Origin of the sequence: Paenibacillus hemerocallicola (genome assembly GCF_006265175.1) — a bacterium.
Taxonomy (GTDB): Bacteria; Bacillota; Bacilli; order Paenibacillales; family NBRC-103111; genus Paenibacillus_AB; species Paenibacillus_AB hemerocallicola.
This window is the reverse complement of the sequence record NZ_VDCQ01000097.1, coordinates 1-13,858: the sequence shown is the minus strand read 5'-3', so window position 1 is coordinate 13,858 and position 13,858 is coordinate 1. Positions and strand designations below refer to the sequence as shown.

13 protein-coding genes are annotated in these 13,858 nt (G+C 55.4%); 3 read left to right on the top strand and 10 right to left on the bottom strand.

Annotated features, from left to right (window positions below):
• Positions 1–100 precede the first annotated feature (100 nt).
• Positions 101–616, bottom strand: coding sequence for a hypothetical protein (locus FE784_RS37820; RefSeq protein WP_139607467.1), 516 nt, complete (start codon positions 614–616; stop codon positions 101–103).
• Positions 617–751: 135 nt separating this feature from the next.
• Here FE784_RS37820 and FE784_RS37815 point away from each other — a divergent pair, with 135 nt between their 5' ends.
• Positions 752–982, top strand: a complete 231-nt coding sequence (locus FE784_RS37815) for an alpha/beta-type small acid-soluble spore protein (protein WP_139607466.1) — start codon at positions 752–754, stop codon at positions 980–982.
• A gap of 462 nt (positions 983–1,444) precedes the next feature.
• Here the strand turns inward: FE784_RS37815 and FE784_RS37810 are convergent, their stop codons facing one another.
• The 6 genes from FE784_RS37810 to FE784_RS37785 form a co-directional block, all read right to left on the bottom strand.
• On the bottom strand, positions 1,445–2,752 hold the full coding sequence (locus FE784_RS37810; RefSeq protein ID WP_176706810.1) for a neutral/alkaline non-lysosomal ceramidase N-terminal domain-containing protein: 1,308 nt from the start codon (positions 2,750–2,752) through the stop codon (positions 1,445–1,447).
• 174 nt (positions 2,753–2,926) lie between these two features.
• Entirely contained in the window at positions 2,927–3,925 is a 999-nt protein-coding gene (locus FE784_RS37805) for an SGNH/GDSL hydrolase family protein (RefSeq protein ID WP_139607464.1), read from the bottom strand.
• On the bottom strand, positions 3,922–4,707 hold the full coding sequence (locus FE784_RS37800; protein WP_139607463.1) for an alpha/beta hydrolase: 786 nt from the start codon (positions 4,705–4,707) through the stop codon (positions 3,922–3,924). The genes FE784_RS37805 and FE784_RS37800 overlap by 4 nt, the downstream gene beginning before the upstream one ends.
• Positions 4,708–4,731: 24 nt before the next feature.
• Positions 4,732–5,664 carry a Gfo/Idh/MocA family protein gene (locus tag FE784_RS37795; protein ID WP_139607462.1) on the bottom strand — a complete coding sequence of 311 codons (933 nt, stop codon included), beginning with the start codon at positions 5,662–5,664 and terminating at the stop codon, positions 4,732–4,734.
• A complete protein-coding gene (locus tag FE784_RS37790; protein WP_139607461.1) occupies positions 5,661–6,962 on the bottom strand; it encodes an enolase C-terminal domain-like protein in 1,302 nt (433 codons plus the stop codon). Before FE784_RS37790 ends, FE784_RS37795 begins: the two co-directional genes overlap by 4 nt.
• Positions 6,959–7,975 (bottom strand): Gfo/Idh/MocA family protein, encoded by a 1,017-nt coding sequence (locus FE784_RS37785; RefSeq protein ID WP_176706809.1) that lies wholly within the window; start codon positions 7,973–7,975, stop codon positions 6,959–6,961. Before FE784_RS37785 ends, FE784_RS37790 begins: the two co-directional genes overlap by 4 nt.
• Positions 7,976–8,250: 275 nt before the next feature.
• Here FE784_RS37785 and FE784_RS37780 point away from each other — a divergent pair, with 275 nt between their 5' ends.
• On the top strand, positions 8,251–9,684 hold the full coding sequence (locus FE784_RS37780; RefSeq protein WP_139607459.1) for an extracellular solute-binding protein: 1,434 nt from the start codon (positions 8,251–8,253) through the stop codon (positions 9,682–9,684).
• A gap of 688 nt (positions 9,685–10,372) precedes the next feature.
• On the opposite strand, the gene FE784_RS37775 is transcribed toward FE784_RS37780, so the two are convergent.
• From FE784_RS37775 to FE784_RS37765, 3 genes are all read right to left on the bottom strand, one after another.
• Positions 10,373–10,744, bottom strand: coding sequence for an O-methyltransferase (locus FE784_RS37775; protein WP_139607458.1), 372 nt, complete (start codon positions 10,742–10,744; stop codon positions 10,373–10,375).
• Between the two features lie 404 nt (positions 10,745–11,148).
• Positions 11,149–11,316: an SEC-C metal-binding domain-containing protein gene (locus FE784_RS42270; RefSeq protein ID WP_246132367.1), complete on the bottom strand. Its 168-nt coding sequence runs from the start codon at positions 11,314–11,316 to the stop codon at positions 11,149–11,151.
• A gap of 611 nt (positions 11,317–11,927) precedes the next feature.
• Positions 11,928–12,152, bottom strand: coding sequence for a hypothetical protein (locus tag FE784_RS37765; protein ID WP_139607457.1), 225 nt, complete (start codon positions 12,150–12,152; stop codon positions 11,928–11,930).
• A gap of 217 nt (positions 12,153–12,369) precedes the next feature.
• Here FE784_RS37765 and FE784_RS37760 point away from each other — a divergent pair, with 217 nt between their 5' ends.
• The gene (locus FE784_RS37760; RefSeq protein WP_342779164.1) at positions 12,370–13,632 is read left to right on the top strand and encodes a methyl-accepting chemotaxis protein; all 1,263 of its coding nucleotides are present in this window, start codon (positions 12,370–12,372) and stop codon (positions 13,630–13,632) included.
• Positions 13,633–13,858: the final 226 nt, after the last annotated feature.

Here is a 13,858-nt window from a genome sequence, read left to right as displayed (position 1 = left end):
TGGCACCCGCTTCAATTAAAGGGCCTCAAAGTTGCATGCGGATTATGCTGTCGCAGAAAAAACAATGAGCCGTCTCCGCGCTTCGGAGATCGGCTCTTTATTAAGTTTCGTTCGGCTTTCTTCCATCGGATACCGCACGTTTGAGCCGCTCTAACAGCTCCCTTACGACAGGCACCGTCTCGGCAAAATACGGCCGGTAATCAAGCGGTTCGACGAAAGCCAGGAAACGTTCGCCAAGCTCGATCAGCTGCTTCCTGCAGGCCTGCAACGACACCGTGTACGATTCGTGCTCGCGGTGCCTCTCATCCTCCGCTTCCTCCACCAACGTCCACTCCGCTACCGTCCCGCTTGTATGTTTGACGCGAAACGAGTACGCTCTGCATTCGGGATCGCCGCAGCCGCATACGAAGAACGGCATTCTCCGCCACTCCCCGGCCTGTGCCCAGCGGTATGGCGCCACCTCCTCCAGGCCGCTCAGCAAAAGCGCCGGAAGCCCCACATCGACGCACATAGGCTCCTCGATGACCGCTTCTCCGTCGATGACCAGCTTAACGTCCGCCTGTACGATTTGCAGCCCTTTATCGAACGACAGCCGGTCCACCCGTAAATCGAACATGATGTTTTCCTCCCCGTTACCCGATATGATCAGCCATTTATTTATCCGCCCGATTCGATTGGTCTAAATTTCCAATTTTTTTCGGAGTATTTTTTCGTTTTCTGTTCATAATACATTTCAACGGAGGTGATAAATATGGCAGCAGGACAAAGTCGTTCCAGCAATTCGCTAGTAGTGCCTCAAGCTACAGCGGCGTTGGACCAAATGAAATATGAGGTCGCTCAAGAGCTCGGCATCCAAATCCCTCAAGACGGTTACATGGGCTTCATGGCTACCCGTGACGCCGGTGCGATCGGAGGGCACATTACTCGCCGACTTGTACAAATCGCTGAGCAACAGCTGAGCGGAAGCCAATTCACCCGCTAAACCATACTTAACCAAAACCCGGCTACGCAGGAGCATCCCGCGTATGCCGGGTTTTCCTATGCGAATCTTCCGACCTCCATTATACCATGAACTCGCTGTACTCAAAAAAGAGCTTCCGCTTACTGGCATCCCCAAGCCCCCCTCCAATGCAATAGGGTCAACAGGTAGAATCGGGGCCAGACCAGATGCACATTTGCAGGTAGATCCCGGACGGCCCCTCCGCTGTGCTAGTCCATTTGCCGACGCTAGCACGTATGCAAATTCGGTTCATGATGATTGGCCATCCCCTGTTTATCCGATAAAAAAGAAACAGGCAAGTCCCCGCATCGGGGGACGCTGCCCGTTTCATCTTTCTTTTCCCTCGACCTCTCCTTGTTCCTTCCCTCTGCTCTGCTCTGCTCTCCCTCCGTTCCCGTCCAGGTCCGGACCTCATTGCCCCCCACTCGATTACGGCGCTTCCGCTCATCCCCCGGACTTCAGCTCCCGAAGCAGCTTCACGGCGCTTTCCACGAACATATCGCCGGTCTCCTCCTGAAGCCGGTTGCCCGCCGTAATACGCGGCTCGTAGCCGCCCAGTCGGTACGCTTCCCGCGTACATACGTAGGTCCCGACAATTCCGTTGCACAATTCGTTGATGAGCGTCAAACCGTAAGGCGATCCCGCCTTGATTTCCAATCCGAATTCGACGAAGATTTCCGCGGGAAGTCCGACGACGGCAAAATCCCCGACCGCAATCGTCTGAATTTCCGCCTCCGTCGTTCCTTCTCCGCGTCTCGCGGCTTCGAGCAGTTCCCTGGCGAAGTTGACCTCGACGTTGCTCTCCGGCAAGTTGGCGAGATTGTGGCGGGCTTCTTCGATCTGCTCCTGCGTCGGCTGCCGATAGCGCAGCGTAACCGCAGTATTGCGCTCCTCCACCTTCGCTTCGCCCGCAGTGCGTATTTTTTCCCTGACCTTAAGCACCTCGCCCGCGAGAATGCGGCCCATCTTCATGTAGTGGCGGGAGAGCGGCTTGGCGTAATCCTCGATCCGTCCGCCGAGCACGTTGTAATGGTTGATGTTCCCGCTGGCCCCCATCATGAACAGGCTGACCGTTTGCTCCCCGAGCGCTTTCTTCAACGCGGCAGACAGCTCTCCGGGGAAATCGGCGCAATACTCCGTTCCTCCGACCGTATCGGTATGTACCGCATAATTGGTCACGACCCCCATCGGACGGCCGTCGGCATCGTCGATCCGGATCACCCCGACCTGCGGGTCGATCGGTCCTGCGGGTCGATCGATCTCCGGGTTCCCGATACCGGGATTCGTCCGCAGCGTTCCGTCCTTCATGAAAAATCTACGATGAAAGGCTATATCCTCCTCGTGTCCGGCTCCGAAGCCGATACGCGCTTCCCTCCGGCCCCGATACGCCACGATGACGGCGTCCGCCGCTTTGACGGCAAGCCATTGCAAATACGATTCGTCTTCCTTATAGAACGTTGTCGTCACTACCGGAGGCCCGGTATGGGTATGCGTAGCCGAAATCATGACCCTTTCCGGCGGAATATCGGTAAATCGTCCGACCCTTTGACGCACATTCTCGACTAATTCTCTCGGCACAAGGATGGTGTCCAGCACAACAAAAGCGACAGCGCTTCCATCGTTGTCGACGACAAGCGCCTTCGCATAAAGCCGGTCGATCACGCCCGTAGACTTCCGATCCTTGAAATAGCCGGGCATCGTGCTCCCGAGAGACGGGGTAATATCCAATTCGCTCACTCCGCATAGCAGCACACTCTTCACTCCCCACTGGTAACCGTTTACGATCTCAGTCTTATCATATATGCAGCGGGCACTGAAATCTTTGGACTTTCGGGCAAGAAATTTGTACTTTTGGAAGCATGGGAAAGAGCCGCTCCGCATCGCTCGACCACGATCCGCGGAACGGCCCTCGAACTTGTACGGCCTCTACGCCTTCAGCCAAGCATACACGACGTCCGCCATCTGCCTGTAGCCTTCGACGGCGGGGTGCACGCCGTTGCTCTGGCATTGCTCCGGCCGCGCGTTGCGGGCGTTCGCCGCCGTCACCTCGGTCTGCATATTGCGCGCCGTGTCCAGGTTGACGTGCAGCGGAATCAGCTCGATGCCGGGCCGGTCGGAGAAACGGCTCATCAGCTCGCGATTCCAAAGAAACCAGTTGCGTTTGTACCTTCTGCGGCTTTGCCCGGCTCCGTAGTTTTTGCCGAAGCTGTCCTGCGTCCTCGAAGGCGGGATGACCAGCATCATGCCGATGCGAATGTTGGCGTCATATCTCCATATATCCGCGATCATCCGTTCGAGCATCGGCATTTTTCGGGCGAGCAGCCGTTCGACTCCGTCGTCTTCCGTCTCTTGGAACGCGTCGTTGATGCCCAAATGAATGCAGACGTCATCAAGTCCGGCATATTCGTTCTCCGACATATAGCGGACGAAATCGAGCTCGTCTTCGAACACGAACGGACTCTCCGGCTTCAGGACATAATCGTCGACCTTCCAGCCTCCACGGCCTTCGAACGAGTTCGGCGCGATCCCCTTCGTCCCGACCAACGTCAGTCCGCGTCCGTCGGTAGCGCACAGCCGCAGCAGCTCGCCCGTATATTGTCCGGCCGCCGTCGTGCTGTCGCCGATGAACAGGACGCGTCTTGCCTCCCCGGGGGCAGACTCGGCCGGCTTGACGCGAATAACCGTTTGGGCCGTAGCGAGTCGCTCGCCCTCCTCCGAGTACACCTCCACGGTAAGCGGATAGTCGCCCGGCTGTTCCGGCACGCAAGTCCAGCGATCGTTGCGGTGCCGGCCGATGCCGGCGTGTACGTCGAAGTCGTAACGCGTCGCTTCCCCTGCGATCAGGTTATCGAAATACAGATTCATTTCGTGCCCGACAACGGCCGAAATGACCGGCGGCAGCAGCAAATCGTAAGGCCGCATCATAGGCGTGACAAAAAAGCTTCCAGTATAGTCATCGCTTTCTTCTGCAGCGTACCCGCAACCCCGTAGAAGAAGCCGTGTTCCGCACCTTCGCAATAGACGACCTCCGAAGAGCCGCCGACCGCGATGATGCTGTCGCTCATCCGGTAAACGTACTCGTGCGGAAAAAATTTCTCGTGCTCGACAACCATGAACAAGAAGGAGGGCCCCGACGGCTTCACGTAACGGTCCGGAGACGCCTTGGCAAACGGGTCGGTCGCCTCCCCGTAAGGTACGCCGACCACCTTCTCGATATCGGCGCGGATTCCCTCGTGCATGTCCGGCCATTCCTCCAACGTTCCCGGTCCGTTAATGGATACGCAAGCATCAGGCTTCCTCCACGCTCCCGACAGACGAACCGGCACTCCAACCTCGTCCGGCTCCATCAACGCTAGCAGCGAAGCCAAATGCGCGCCGGCAGAGCTGCCGAGCACGACGATGCGGCGTACGGACGCCCCCCGCTCCTCCAGCAGCTTTACGAACCGGTCATAGCTTTCCATGACGTCGGCCAGCTGCGTGTTCCATTTCGCATGCGGAGCCAATCTATACCCTGCGCTGGCGCACCAGTACCCTTTGGCGGAAAAATGCTCCAGATGGTGGTGAAACGTGTCTCTGGTACCTGCATGCCAGCCGCCCCCGTGAATGTAGAACAAAGCCGTATCTCGGGCTGCTCCCTCCGGACTCGCGACATCGACCGCCCTTCTCATGGCGATCGGACGATCGAGATAATACGTAGCCAACTCCATTGCGTATCTCCTCGACTTCCCGGCTTATTTCGCCGACGGATATTTCAATTCTTTATACGACACGGCAAATGCGGCCCCGTCATACCCCGCGTAATCTTCGGGCACTTCGTTCAAGGCGACGACAGCGCCTCCTTGCTCGTACGAAAGCTTGGCCGCGATCGCGGACATTTCGATCTCGATCAGCTGCTCGACCGGCAGCGGAGCCGGCTCCTCGCCCGAGAAGTAAGGCATTATCGTTTCCAGCAGCGACCGGTACAGCAGCTTGTTCTCTGCCTTTATATAATCGGAGCGCTTCTGCGTCACGACGTTGGCGTAGAATGGCAAATAACCGGACGTTTTCCCCACGCTTACGACGCCGCGTCTTCCGTCTTCCCAAGTCAGCTCCATTTGCCGCTGACCGCCGCCGGTGCCGATGTATCGGGCGCTCCGGACGCCGGGACCCATCAAGCCGTGCAGCATCGAATACGCGTGTATGCCGTAGTTGAACTCGTCTACTCCGCAGCCCGCGAGAGCGTACACCCAATCCTCCTTGGGCACCCCGAGCGCGCGCCACTCCTGCACCTCGACGCAATTTCGCAACGACGAGCCGCCTGTAATACGAGCTCCTCCCTTGGCCCAATCCGCGATTTGCCGCAGGTCGCGGACGTTGCCGGCGAGCGGCTTGTCGATGAAGACGGCTTTGCCCGCCTCGACGAACGGTTTTGCCCGCTCGATGTGCAAATCCCAGTCACAGCTATGGATAAGCGCCACATCGATCAGCTCGGCCATTTCCTCGAGCGTGCCGCATACTTTCGCGATTCCTTGCTCCTGCGCGAATTTCTCGGCATAGCCGGACGGATGGATCACTCCCCCGTCGTATGCCGCGGCCAATTCATGCCCCATTTCCTTCAATACGGGAATAAAACTGCCGGGATGGGATGTGTCCAAATCTACGAAACCGATACGCAAGCTTTTCATCCGAGTTGTCCTCCTTGGCATAACGCCTCATAATGCGCTCCAGTCTCCAGTGCGCCGCCATCCGTTTCATAGAAGCCTTCGTTCAGCCGGAATATCCCTTTGTCCGCTTCTATCCAATCGGCGCCGGCACGCGGGTGCCAGCTCTTCATCCGGTCCCAATTGCGGTAGTTTTGGTGCCCGTTCGTTTCGATGACGCCTACCTTGAGACCGGGAATCGGGTCCAACCGGGCCGCCAGGTTTTTGTTCCAGTCGACGAGCACCGGATTGGCCGTCAAGTCGGCACAAAAGCAAGGGATCCCTTTATCCCGTGCGAGCCTTGCCACTTTCAGGCTCATGCTCATCGTTTTGGCTACCGGCTTGAGCGCCAATGCCCCGTACCCGAGCTCGATCCGTTCCAGCGCATCATGAGTGTCATGCACGCTCTCGTCCGCGGCGAGCCGCACCGGAACGTCCGAGACGTCCGTCTTGACCTCTTCCGGGAACGGCTCCTCGAACAATACGATCCGCTCGAGCGCACCGATTTTGTCGGCGTGCTCGAGCAGTCGGAGCAGTCGGTCTTTGCCGTCATACCGGCCGTTCGCGTCCAGATAATAAGCGATTTTTCCGTTCACCGTATGCGCGGTTTCGTAGCGCGAAGCGATCTCGTGAATTTGCGACAGCCTGCGGCAGTCCCAATCCAGCATTTTGCTCTGGCTGCCGTCCTGGTCCGGATCGGCGCCGACTTTGATTTTGAGCAGAAAGTAGCCGTCGTTCAGCACTTGGACGATATCGTCCTCGGACATGCCGTATGGAATGAGCGGAATGCTCCCGAGCCGAGTCTGCTTATTGGATAAGGCGGACCGGTAAGCTTCAGGGACGAGATCGCCGAACCGGAGTCCCTTGTTCTTCGCATATAGCCCCCAGGCGGCATGATCGACGGTTACGAGCGAATTCAGCGCGAACGTACTGCGCAGATCGGGCAGGCCGATCGATTTCACCCCGTACGCGAGCACTTCCGGGAACAGCCGGTCCAGCAGCTCGAACGGAGTCTCAAACTCGGCCCGCTCCAAGCCCGCGAGAGCGGAGCGGGTCATGTTCGCCATCAGCTCGTTGCCCGCCACCTCCCCGTAACGGACGAATACCCGCGCATCCGACCATAGCACGCTCTGGACGCCTACGCCGATTCCGACGGAGCCGTCTTCGCCGGTCAGTTGCGTGACGGACTGCCACAGCTCGGATAAATACGCGCCCTTGAAGCCGAACGGAGAGAGAAGCGGCTCGTTTTGCACCGCATGCTTCGCCTTTGCAATCCGGATCATGCCTGCACCTTGCCGGGAATGGAGGCTACCGCTCGCTCCACGACGGATTTGATCGGTTCCGGCTTGCCGCTGCGCAAAGATTCGAATGCCTGCAGCACCATCAACGTCGCATACAAGCCGTCCACGTGATCGATCGGCGCAGGCGTATCATCCTGCAGGCAGCGCAGAAACGCTTTGTTTTCTTCCAGAAAGCCGGATTCGGTTCCTTCGAACACCTGCGTCCCCTTGCCGGCCTCCGTATAGGTCAGCTTCGTCAGACGGTCATTGATCGTAATCGACTTGTTCTCGGCGAACAGCTGCATGAAAAATTTGCTCGTCAGCGGCGGACAGCCGGCATCTCCCTGCACCAAACTGCCGGCCGCTCCATTGTCGAACCGGAACACGGCCACCATGTTGTCGACCACCCCGGTCGGCTGATAATAGTTGGCTCCGGCCGCGTATACCTCGACCGGCTCGCCTCCGGATACGAAGCGCAAAATATCGGCGGAATGGCAGCCTTGGCTCAGCACGTTGCCGCCGCCTTTGACCGGATCGTTCGCCCAAGTGGTGTTGCCCCAGCGGTTGTCCATCATTTGCATCGTCACGACGACCGGCTGCGGAATAAGCTCCTTCGCTTTCCACAGCAGCTCGTAATAGCGCATTTTAAACGCCGTAAACAGTTTCTTGCCGGTGCGGACTACCGTCTCCCCGATACGGACGCAATCTTCCGTTGTCATCGCGAGCGGCTTCTCCACGAGAACATGCTTGCCTGCTTCCAGGGCGCGGATACTGTATTCGGTGTGGGTATCGTGCTGGGTCGTCACGTAAATCGCGTCCAGCTCGGGGTCGTTAAAGAAGCGATCGGTGTCCGTCGTCGCGTACGCGCCTCCGAATTGCTCCAGCATCGCTTGCGCGCTTTGCTCGAACACGTCGCAGTACGCCCTGATTTCCATGCCCTCCAGCTCGGCTATGCATTTGGCATGCGTCTTCCCCAGGTTCCCGCAGCCGATAATCCCCACTTTAATCGTACTCATCGCGTTTGGCTCCCTTCCATTGTCCGGAAAAAGTATGAATTCGTAAAACTGCTGTACATCTTGCCGAAAATCAGTTAATAAATACTTCATTGATGTATATCTTGGTGTACATTTTTCGCTATTATCATACATAGGTCACGGAATAGCTGTCAATCATTATTTATTTCGAAATTCCGCCTCTCCCTTTCTTGCACATATACATCAGATTGCTGTACATTTCGGACAAGATCCGCTATGATACTATCATCACACCTATACCGGAAAGGTCGCTCCCGATGAAAGACACCGACAAACCTAGCCGCAAATCGTTCGACGCCCGTCTCAAGCGCATGGTCGACAGGCTGCGCGCGGACATCCGGAACGGAACGTACGCCCCCGGCGATTATCTCCCTTCGGAAAAAGCGTTGACCGAGCAGTTCCAATTAAGCAACAAATCGGTCCGCAAAGGTCTGGAAACGCTCATCGGGGAAGGCTTGATCGTCAAGCTCGACCGGGTCGGCAGCCGCGTCACCGATTCCGCTCCGGGAGCTTCCATCACGCTCACGCTGGGCTACACCTCGTCGATCGAGCGGGACATCGCCCTGTCCTCCCTGCTGGACGATTTCCACGAGCTGCACCCTTCGATCCGCGTCAAGCCGCTGCAGGTGAAATCCGTCTCGAACTATTTAAGCGCCGTCAAAGAATATATGGACAACGGATTGGTCGACGTCTTCACGCTCAATAATCTCGATTATCAGAGCGTGCTCGACAAAGGGGACCTGAAGCGGCTGCAGCGGCTCGATACCGACCCGCAATTATACCGCTTCGCCCAAGAGGCGTTTCTGTACGAAGGGGAGCCGTACGCCCGGCCGCTTGTCTTCTCGCCGATCATTCTCGGCTACAACCGGGCCCATTTCCGCAATTCCGGAGTGCCCGAGCCGGACGGGAGCTGGACGTGGGAAGACGCGATGCGTCATGCCGCCGCTTTGACGGAGCCCGGACAGCGTCACGGCCTGTACTTCTATTTGCTGTCCGACAACCGCTGGCCGGCCTTTTTGCTGCAGAGCGGCGATCGGTTCGAGGCGAATGCCGGGAACGATTTCCGTCTGGCCGACAGTCGGCTGCTGGCGAGCATTCGACTTTGCAAAAGAATCATTTCCGATCCGGGTATATTCCCGAACTATATGTCCGAGAACAGCGACGATGTCAATGAATTGTTCAAGCAGGGCAAAGTGTCGATGATCATGACCAACTACATGACGATCAACGACTTCAAAGACACCGATCTCGAATACGATATTTCGCCGCTGCCGTTCATGTACGAGCCGAGGGCGCTGCTGAACGTGATCGGCGTCGCCGTCTCCGCCAGCTCCAAGCAGCTCGATGCGGCACGGCTGCTGGCCGATTATCTGGCCTCCGCGCGGGCGCAGCGGATCGTTCGCGAACGCACGCTCAGCCTTCCCGCCCATAAAGAAACGGCGGAAGGACCCAGCGACCCGGACGATGGCATGAACCGTCCGTCGCGTTATTATTTGTTCCGCGAGATTATGGCGTCCTACCGGCTCCATCGGGAGCTTAATTTGAATAGTTCGGCCTTTAACGGCCTAAGGCGGCTGCTCAAAAACTATTGGTCCGGCCTGATCGACGAGGAAGAGCTTTGCAGGCAAGCGTCGACTCTTCCTCGATCGCCCGACCGCGGCGGCTCGAAGCCGGCAATCGTCAGCGATTAACCGATGCGTCGCGCGGACCATTTATTTTCCTTCGAACTGGAAATGGTACAGTTAAATCCGAAGAAAAAGCGAATTTGGCCAAAATAAATGGAAAGCATGCAGATAAATCGCAACCGAACGGTCAAATGGGCGGAAACAGCCGAAAATAACTGTACATTTTCCAGCAAACAACGGGCCACAGGCACTCCCCCCATAAAATAGCTGCATATTTTCTGGTTGTTGAAAATGTAAATATTTGTAATACAAAAAGAGCGAGCAAACAGGAGAAAACGTTACTTTATAGCGGGAGGTGGGGGAAATGTGCGGAAAGCGAAGCGGTTGACGTTAAAACCGTGTTGCAACCATCTAAAATCTTGAAAACAACACGATTTTAACGGATGTGGAGCGCCTTCTCCCACCTCTTGTCTCCGACGCCTCCTCTCTTTGCAGACTTTTTCAACAGCCTCATCTTTTCCAGTTGTATACAATCATGAACTGTCCCTATCGAAATGATGCCTTAGGAGCGGTGGAGTTCGCACATGTTTCCGGATTTCCACTGAATATGGACTTATTCGATCCGGAAACAACGGGCGATCGGACGATTGCCCGGAGAGCCGGGCCCATAATAGGCGACCGAAGCATAAAGGCCTGACGCTAAGCGTCAGGCCGTTTTTTTGTTTCTAATAAGGGAGAGGAATACAAGTATGGATTAGTTCGTCTTCCGTACGAGCAGGTTCGACATATTGTAGTTCGATTCGAATTGCACGCTGGTGCACAGCTTGCTTTGGCGTACGGTGAAATCGAAATTGATTTCACCATGAGTCCAATTCGTCTTGTACTTGAGCGCATCGAGTGCCATTTTACGCAGGGCACGCTGCTGAATATCCGTCAATCCCGATGTCTTTGGTTCGACTTGACCGTCCGTCCCTTCGAGAGGCAGGTGACGAACACCGAATTTTCCGACCAGATTGTTGCGGATGTGAACGAAAATGGTCCCGGAACACAGCTCGGACAATTCTTGTTGCAGTTCTTTGAATACCATGTCCAGCTGCCGGGCCAAAGACAGCTGATCGACGATCATGAATTCCCTCCTTTCTTTTTCATATATTGGTATAAATGGTGTAAATATCGTGGTGCTTAAGTCACATTATACTGATAATTCACACATTTTTCAACAACAATTTACAAAATCAACCACATTTATAGGATGATGGACCTATTTCTCCTTTTTTCGCCATTTTTCCGCAAACCAGCTCCACAATCATCCAATACGACGATCCCGGCGGAGGGACGATTCTATATCTGCCATTCATGCCGCATCGGCCATAATGTTAGCTTTGGGCCGCCCCGACGATCCGTCAGCCTCCCAATTTCCCGGTCCTCCGAGAGCCGCGGCAAATTCCGGCCTGCCGGCCATTAATTGCACGGGAGCCGACGGTTTTGCCGGGGGGCACGCTTCCTTCGCGGAGAAAGCAAATTTCTTAATCAACCGGCGGAGAAGGATTTCAAATAATCGTCCAAATCGAAGCTCTTCATCGTTTTCGCGCAACAGAACTTGTACTTCGTTCCGCTTCCGCATGGACAATCCTCGTACACGTTAGCCGGCATCAATCGTTCCTTCAACGCCTTTTTCAAGTCGGTTATATCTTCCATAAACTCCATGCCCGTAATGTAGTGCTATCCAAAATGATCGCATACTCGCGCAACTTGCTCCGCTCTTTCTTCCGTCTTTACCTTCACAATGATTGGCCGTTGCTTCGAGCCCCAGCCCTTATCGGGAAACTTTCCCTCTTCCTCCAACATCGTCGTTCGTCTCCTTCCTTCATTTGCACCGTGATTGTAAGCCTGCGAAGCTTCCACTCATGCTCGGGAATTTCACAGGTCCATTTTCATGAATATCTCGGCCGGGGCAGCAACAGTTCCAAATTTGCCCGCTGCAGCTGCCGTTAGTTTCATCCAATCCCTTCACTGCGACATGATCCCCTTCGACGAGAAAAACATTTGCTCGAGAGAGCGATGATGAATATCGGGCAGCTTGCGCAGTCTGTCCGTCACAAAATCCCGCAGCTTCAAGTATCCGACTCCAACCAGGCGTGTATCCATTGTAGCACGGGGTATCGCCGATCTGCACTCGAGGTCCGCTCATATTCGTGTGTGTCTCGTTGACGGACCGGCTCGCGAAAGACCTGGGCCTCCATGGCGGAAACGCAAAACAAGCCTGCTCCTCTGCGGGGCAAGCTTGTCGGTATGTATACAGCAAGTTCTTATTGTCCGAATGGAACGTAGGTTTCGTTGCGTATCTCCAACACTTTCGATAACGGAATGCCGGTATTTTCGTGGATGTCGAGAACCGTGCTCCGGGGATTCGTCTTCAAGTAGTTGCGCATCGTCAAATAATAGCGGTCGTGCAGCTCCTGACATTTCACGCAGTAGGCCGATCTTTGCTGCAAGTACAACTGCCCGCAATGTTTGCAGTTGGCTAGTGACATTCGTATCCCTCATTTCTCCCATCCGTTGCATACACAGCATTCGCAGCGGACTGCCGATTTATGGGGGTGCCTATACGACTATTATAGGCATGCGGGCAAGCTGATCCAAGGGTAATAGGGACTAAGTTTTGACACGGTTTTGACATAAGTCGATAGACCGATAAAGTTCGACATGATATAATCTTACTAATCAAAATATGGAAGAGGGTTCAATTTGATGATGAACAAATTCCAGGCTTTATCTTTCAAAAAAAAGCTGCAGATCGGCTGCTATACGATCGTGGCGGTTTTTTCTTTGCTCACGCTCGTCACGGCCTGGATTTCGAACGCCTCGTTCGTCGCTTCCCTGCTGACCGTGCTCGTTTTTGCCGGCGCCAGCATTCCATTCGTAGGCTGGTTAGAGAGAGCGCTTACAGAGCCGATCGAGAATATGTCCCGCGTCGCGCTTAATGTGGCGAGAGGCGATTTCTCCATGAAGGTGCACGTCGATTCGAACGACGCTCTCGGCGAATTGGGCAAGACGTTCAACCAGATGATCGACAAACTTCGCGGCATTTTGAACGAAACGACGACGATTACCCGCACCGTTGTCGATACGAGTCGCGAAGGAAGCGACAAAAACCGGCAACTGAAGGAAGTTATGGGTCAAGTGACTTATTCGGCGAACGAGCTAGCCGCCGGAGCAGTCAAAATCACCGAGGAAATTATGGACGTCTCCGCCGCCATTAAAGACATCGATCAGAAGGTAACCTCCTACGCGCACTCCACCAAAGAGATGAACGAAAAATCGGATGCGATGATCCGGCTAGTCGAGCAAGGACAAAAAGCGGTAGTCAGTCAAAACGAAGGCATGAAGCGCAACGTAGAAGCGACTACGACCGTGTCCGAATCGATCGACCAGCTGGCCGAGCAGGCCAAAGGCATCTCCCGCATTACGAAGACGATCTCGGAAATCGCCGAGCAGACGAACCTGCTCTCGCTGAACGCTTCCATAGAGGCGGCCAGAGCCGGCGAACACGGCAAAGGCTTTGCGGTCGTCGCCCAAGAGGTGCGGAAGCTTGCGGAGGAATCGACAACCTCGACGAAGGAAGTATTCGGTCTCGTCCGCAGCATCGAGCAAGGCATCGTGCTCGCCCTGCACCAGATGGCGACCAACCAGGAAATCGTTCAAACGCAAACGACGCTCATCCGCGAGACGGAAGCGATTTTCGCGCAAATCGTGGGCAGCATCGAATTTATTGCCGAGACGATCACCCAGTTCGCGAGAGAAAGCGACTTGATGCTCGAGAGCGCCACGACGATTTCTTCCACGATGGAGAACATCGCCGCGATTACGCAGCAATCCGCCGCGGGTACGGAGGAAGTGTCCGCCTCCATGAACGAGCAGATCGCCGTAGTCGAAGCGCTCGTGAAGCAATCGGAGCAAATGATGCAAACCGCCGGCCAGCTCCAACGGACGATCCAGATTTTCAAGTTTTGACGGCAGCCTCCCTCGGCACTTAACCTTAACCCGAGATGTCACGACTTGCGCTCCGGAGTACATAAAGTTTTCACAGAAACAGCCTGCTGTCCGACGGACAAGCAGGCTGTTTCTGTACACTGGCATGTTATGTCCCCTAATCGCTTAACCTTCCGTCTGACCGCCAAAAAAATAAAATTTCGGCTCGTTTGCGCCCAATATAAGGTTGGTTTGAGCACTATCTCCC

What these genes read in the sequence shown, in the direction of transcription:
- FE784_RS37820 (WP_139607467.1), bottom strand. Translation starts at nt 616, where the DNA reads ATGTTCGATTTACGGGTGGACCGGCTGTCGTTCGATAAAGGGCTGCAA.
- FE784_RS37775 (WP_139607458.1), bottom strand. Translation starts at nt 10,744, where the DNA reads ATGATCGTCGATCAGCTGTCTTTGGCCCGGCAGCTGGACATGGTATTC.
- FE784_RS37805 (WP_139607464.1), bottom strand. Translation starts at nt 3,925, where the DNA reads ATGATGCGGCCTTACGATTTGCTGCTGCCGCCGGTCATTTCGGCCGTT.
- FE784_RS37765 (WP_139607457.1), bottom strand. Translation starts at nt 12,152, where the DNA reads ATGTCACTAGCCAACTGCAAACATTGCGGGCAGTTGTACTTGCAGCAA.
- FE784_RS37790 (WP_139607461.1), bottom strand. Translation starts at nt 6,962, where the DNA reads ATGATCCGGATTGCAAAGGCGAAGCATGCGGTGCAAAACGAGCCGCTT.
- FE784_RS37800 (WP_139607463.1), bottom strand. Translation starts at nt 4,707, where the DNA reads ATGGAGTTGGCTACGTATTATCTCGATCGTCCGATCGCCATGAGAAGG.
- FE784_RS37785 (WP_176706809.1), bottom strand. Translation starts at nt 7,975, where the DNA reads ATGAGTACGATTAAAGTGGGGATTATCGGCTGCGGGAACCTGGGGAAG.
- FE784_RS37815 (WP_139607466.1), top strand. Translation starts at nt 752, where the DNA reads ATGGCAGCAGGACAAAGTCGTTCCAGCAATTCGCTAGTAGTGCCTCAA.
- FE784_RS37780 (WP_139607459.1), top strand. Translation starts at nt 8,251, where the DNA reads ATGAAAGACACCGACAAACCTAGCCGCAAATCGTTCGACGCCCGTCTC.
- FE784_RS37795 (WP_139607462.1), bottom strand. Translation starts at nt 5,664, where the DNA reads ATGAAAAGCTTGCGTATCGGTTTCGTAGATTTGGACACATCCCATCCC.
- FE784_RS42270 (WP_246132367.1), bottom strand. Translation starts at nt 11,316, where the DNA reads ATGGAAGATATAACCGACTTGAAAAAGGCGTTGAAGGAACGATTGATG.
- FE784_RS37760 (WP_342779164.1), top strand. Translation starts at nt 12,370, where the DNA reads ATGATGAACAAATTCCAGGCTTTATCTTTCAAAAAAAAGCTGCAGATC.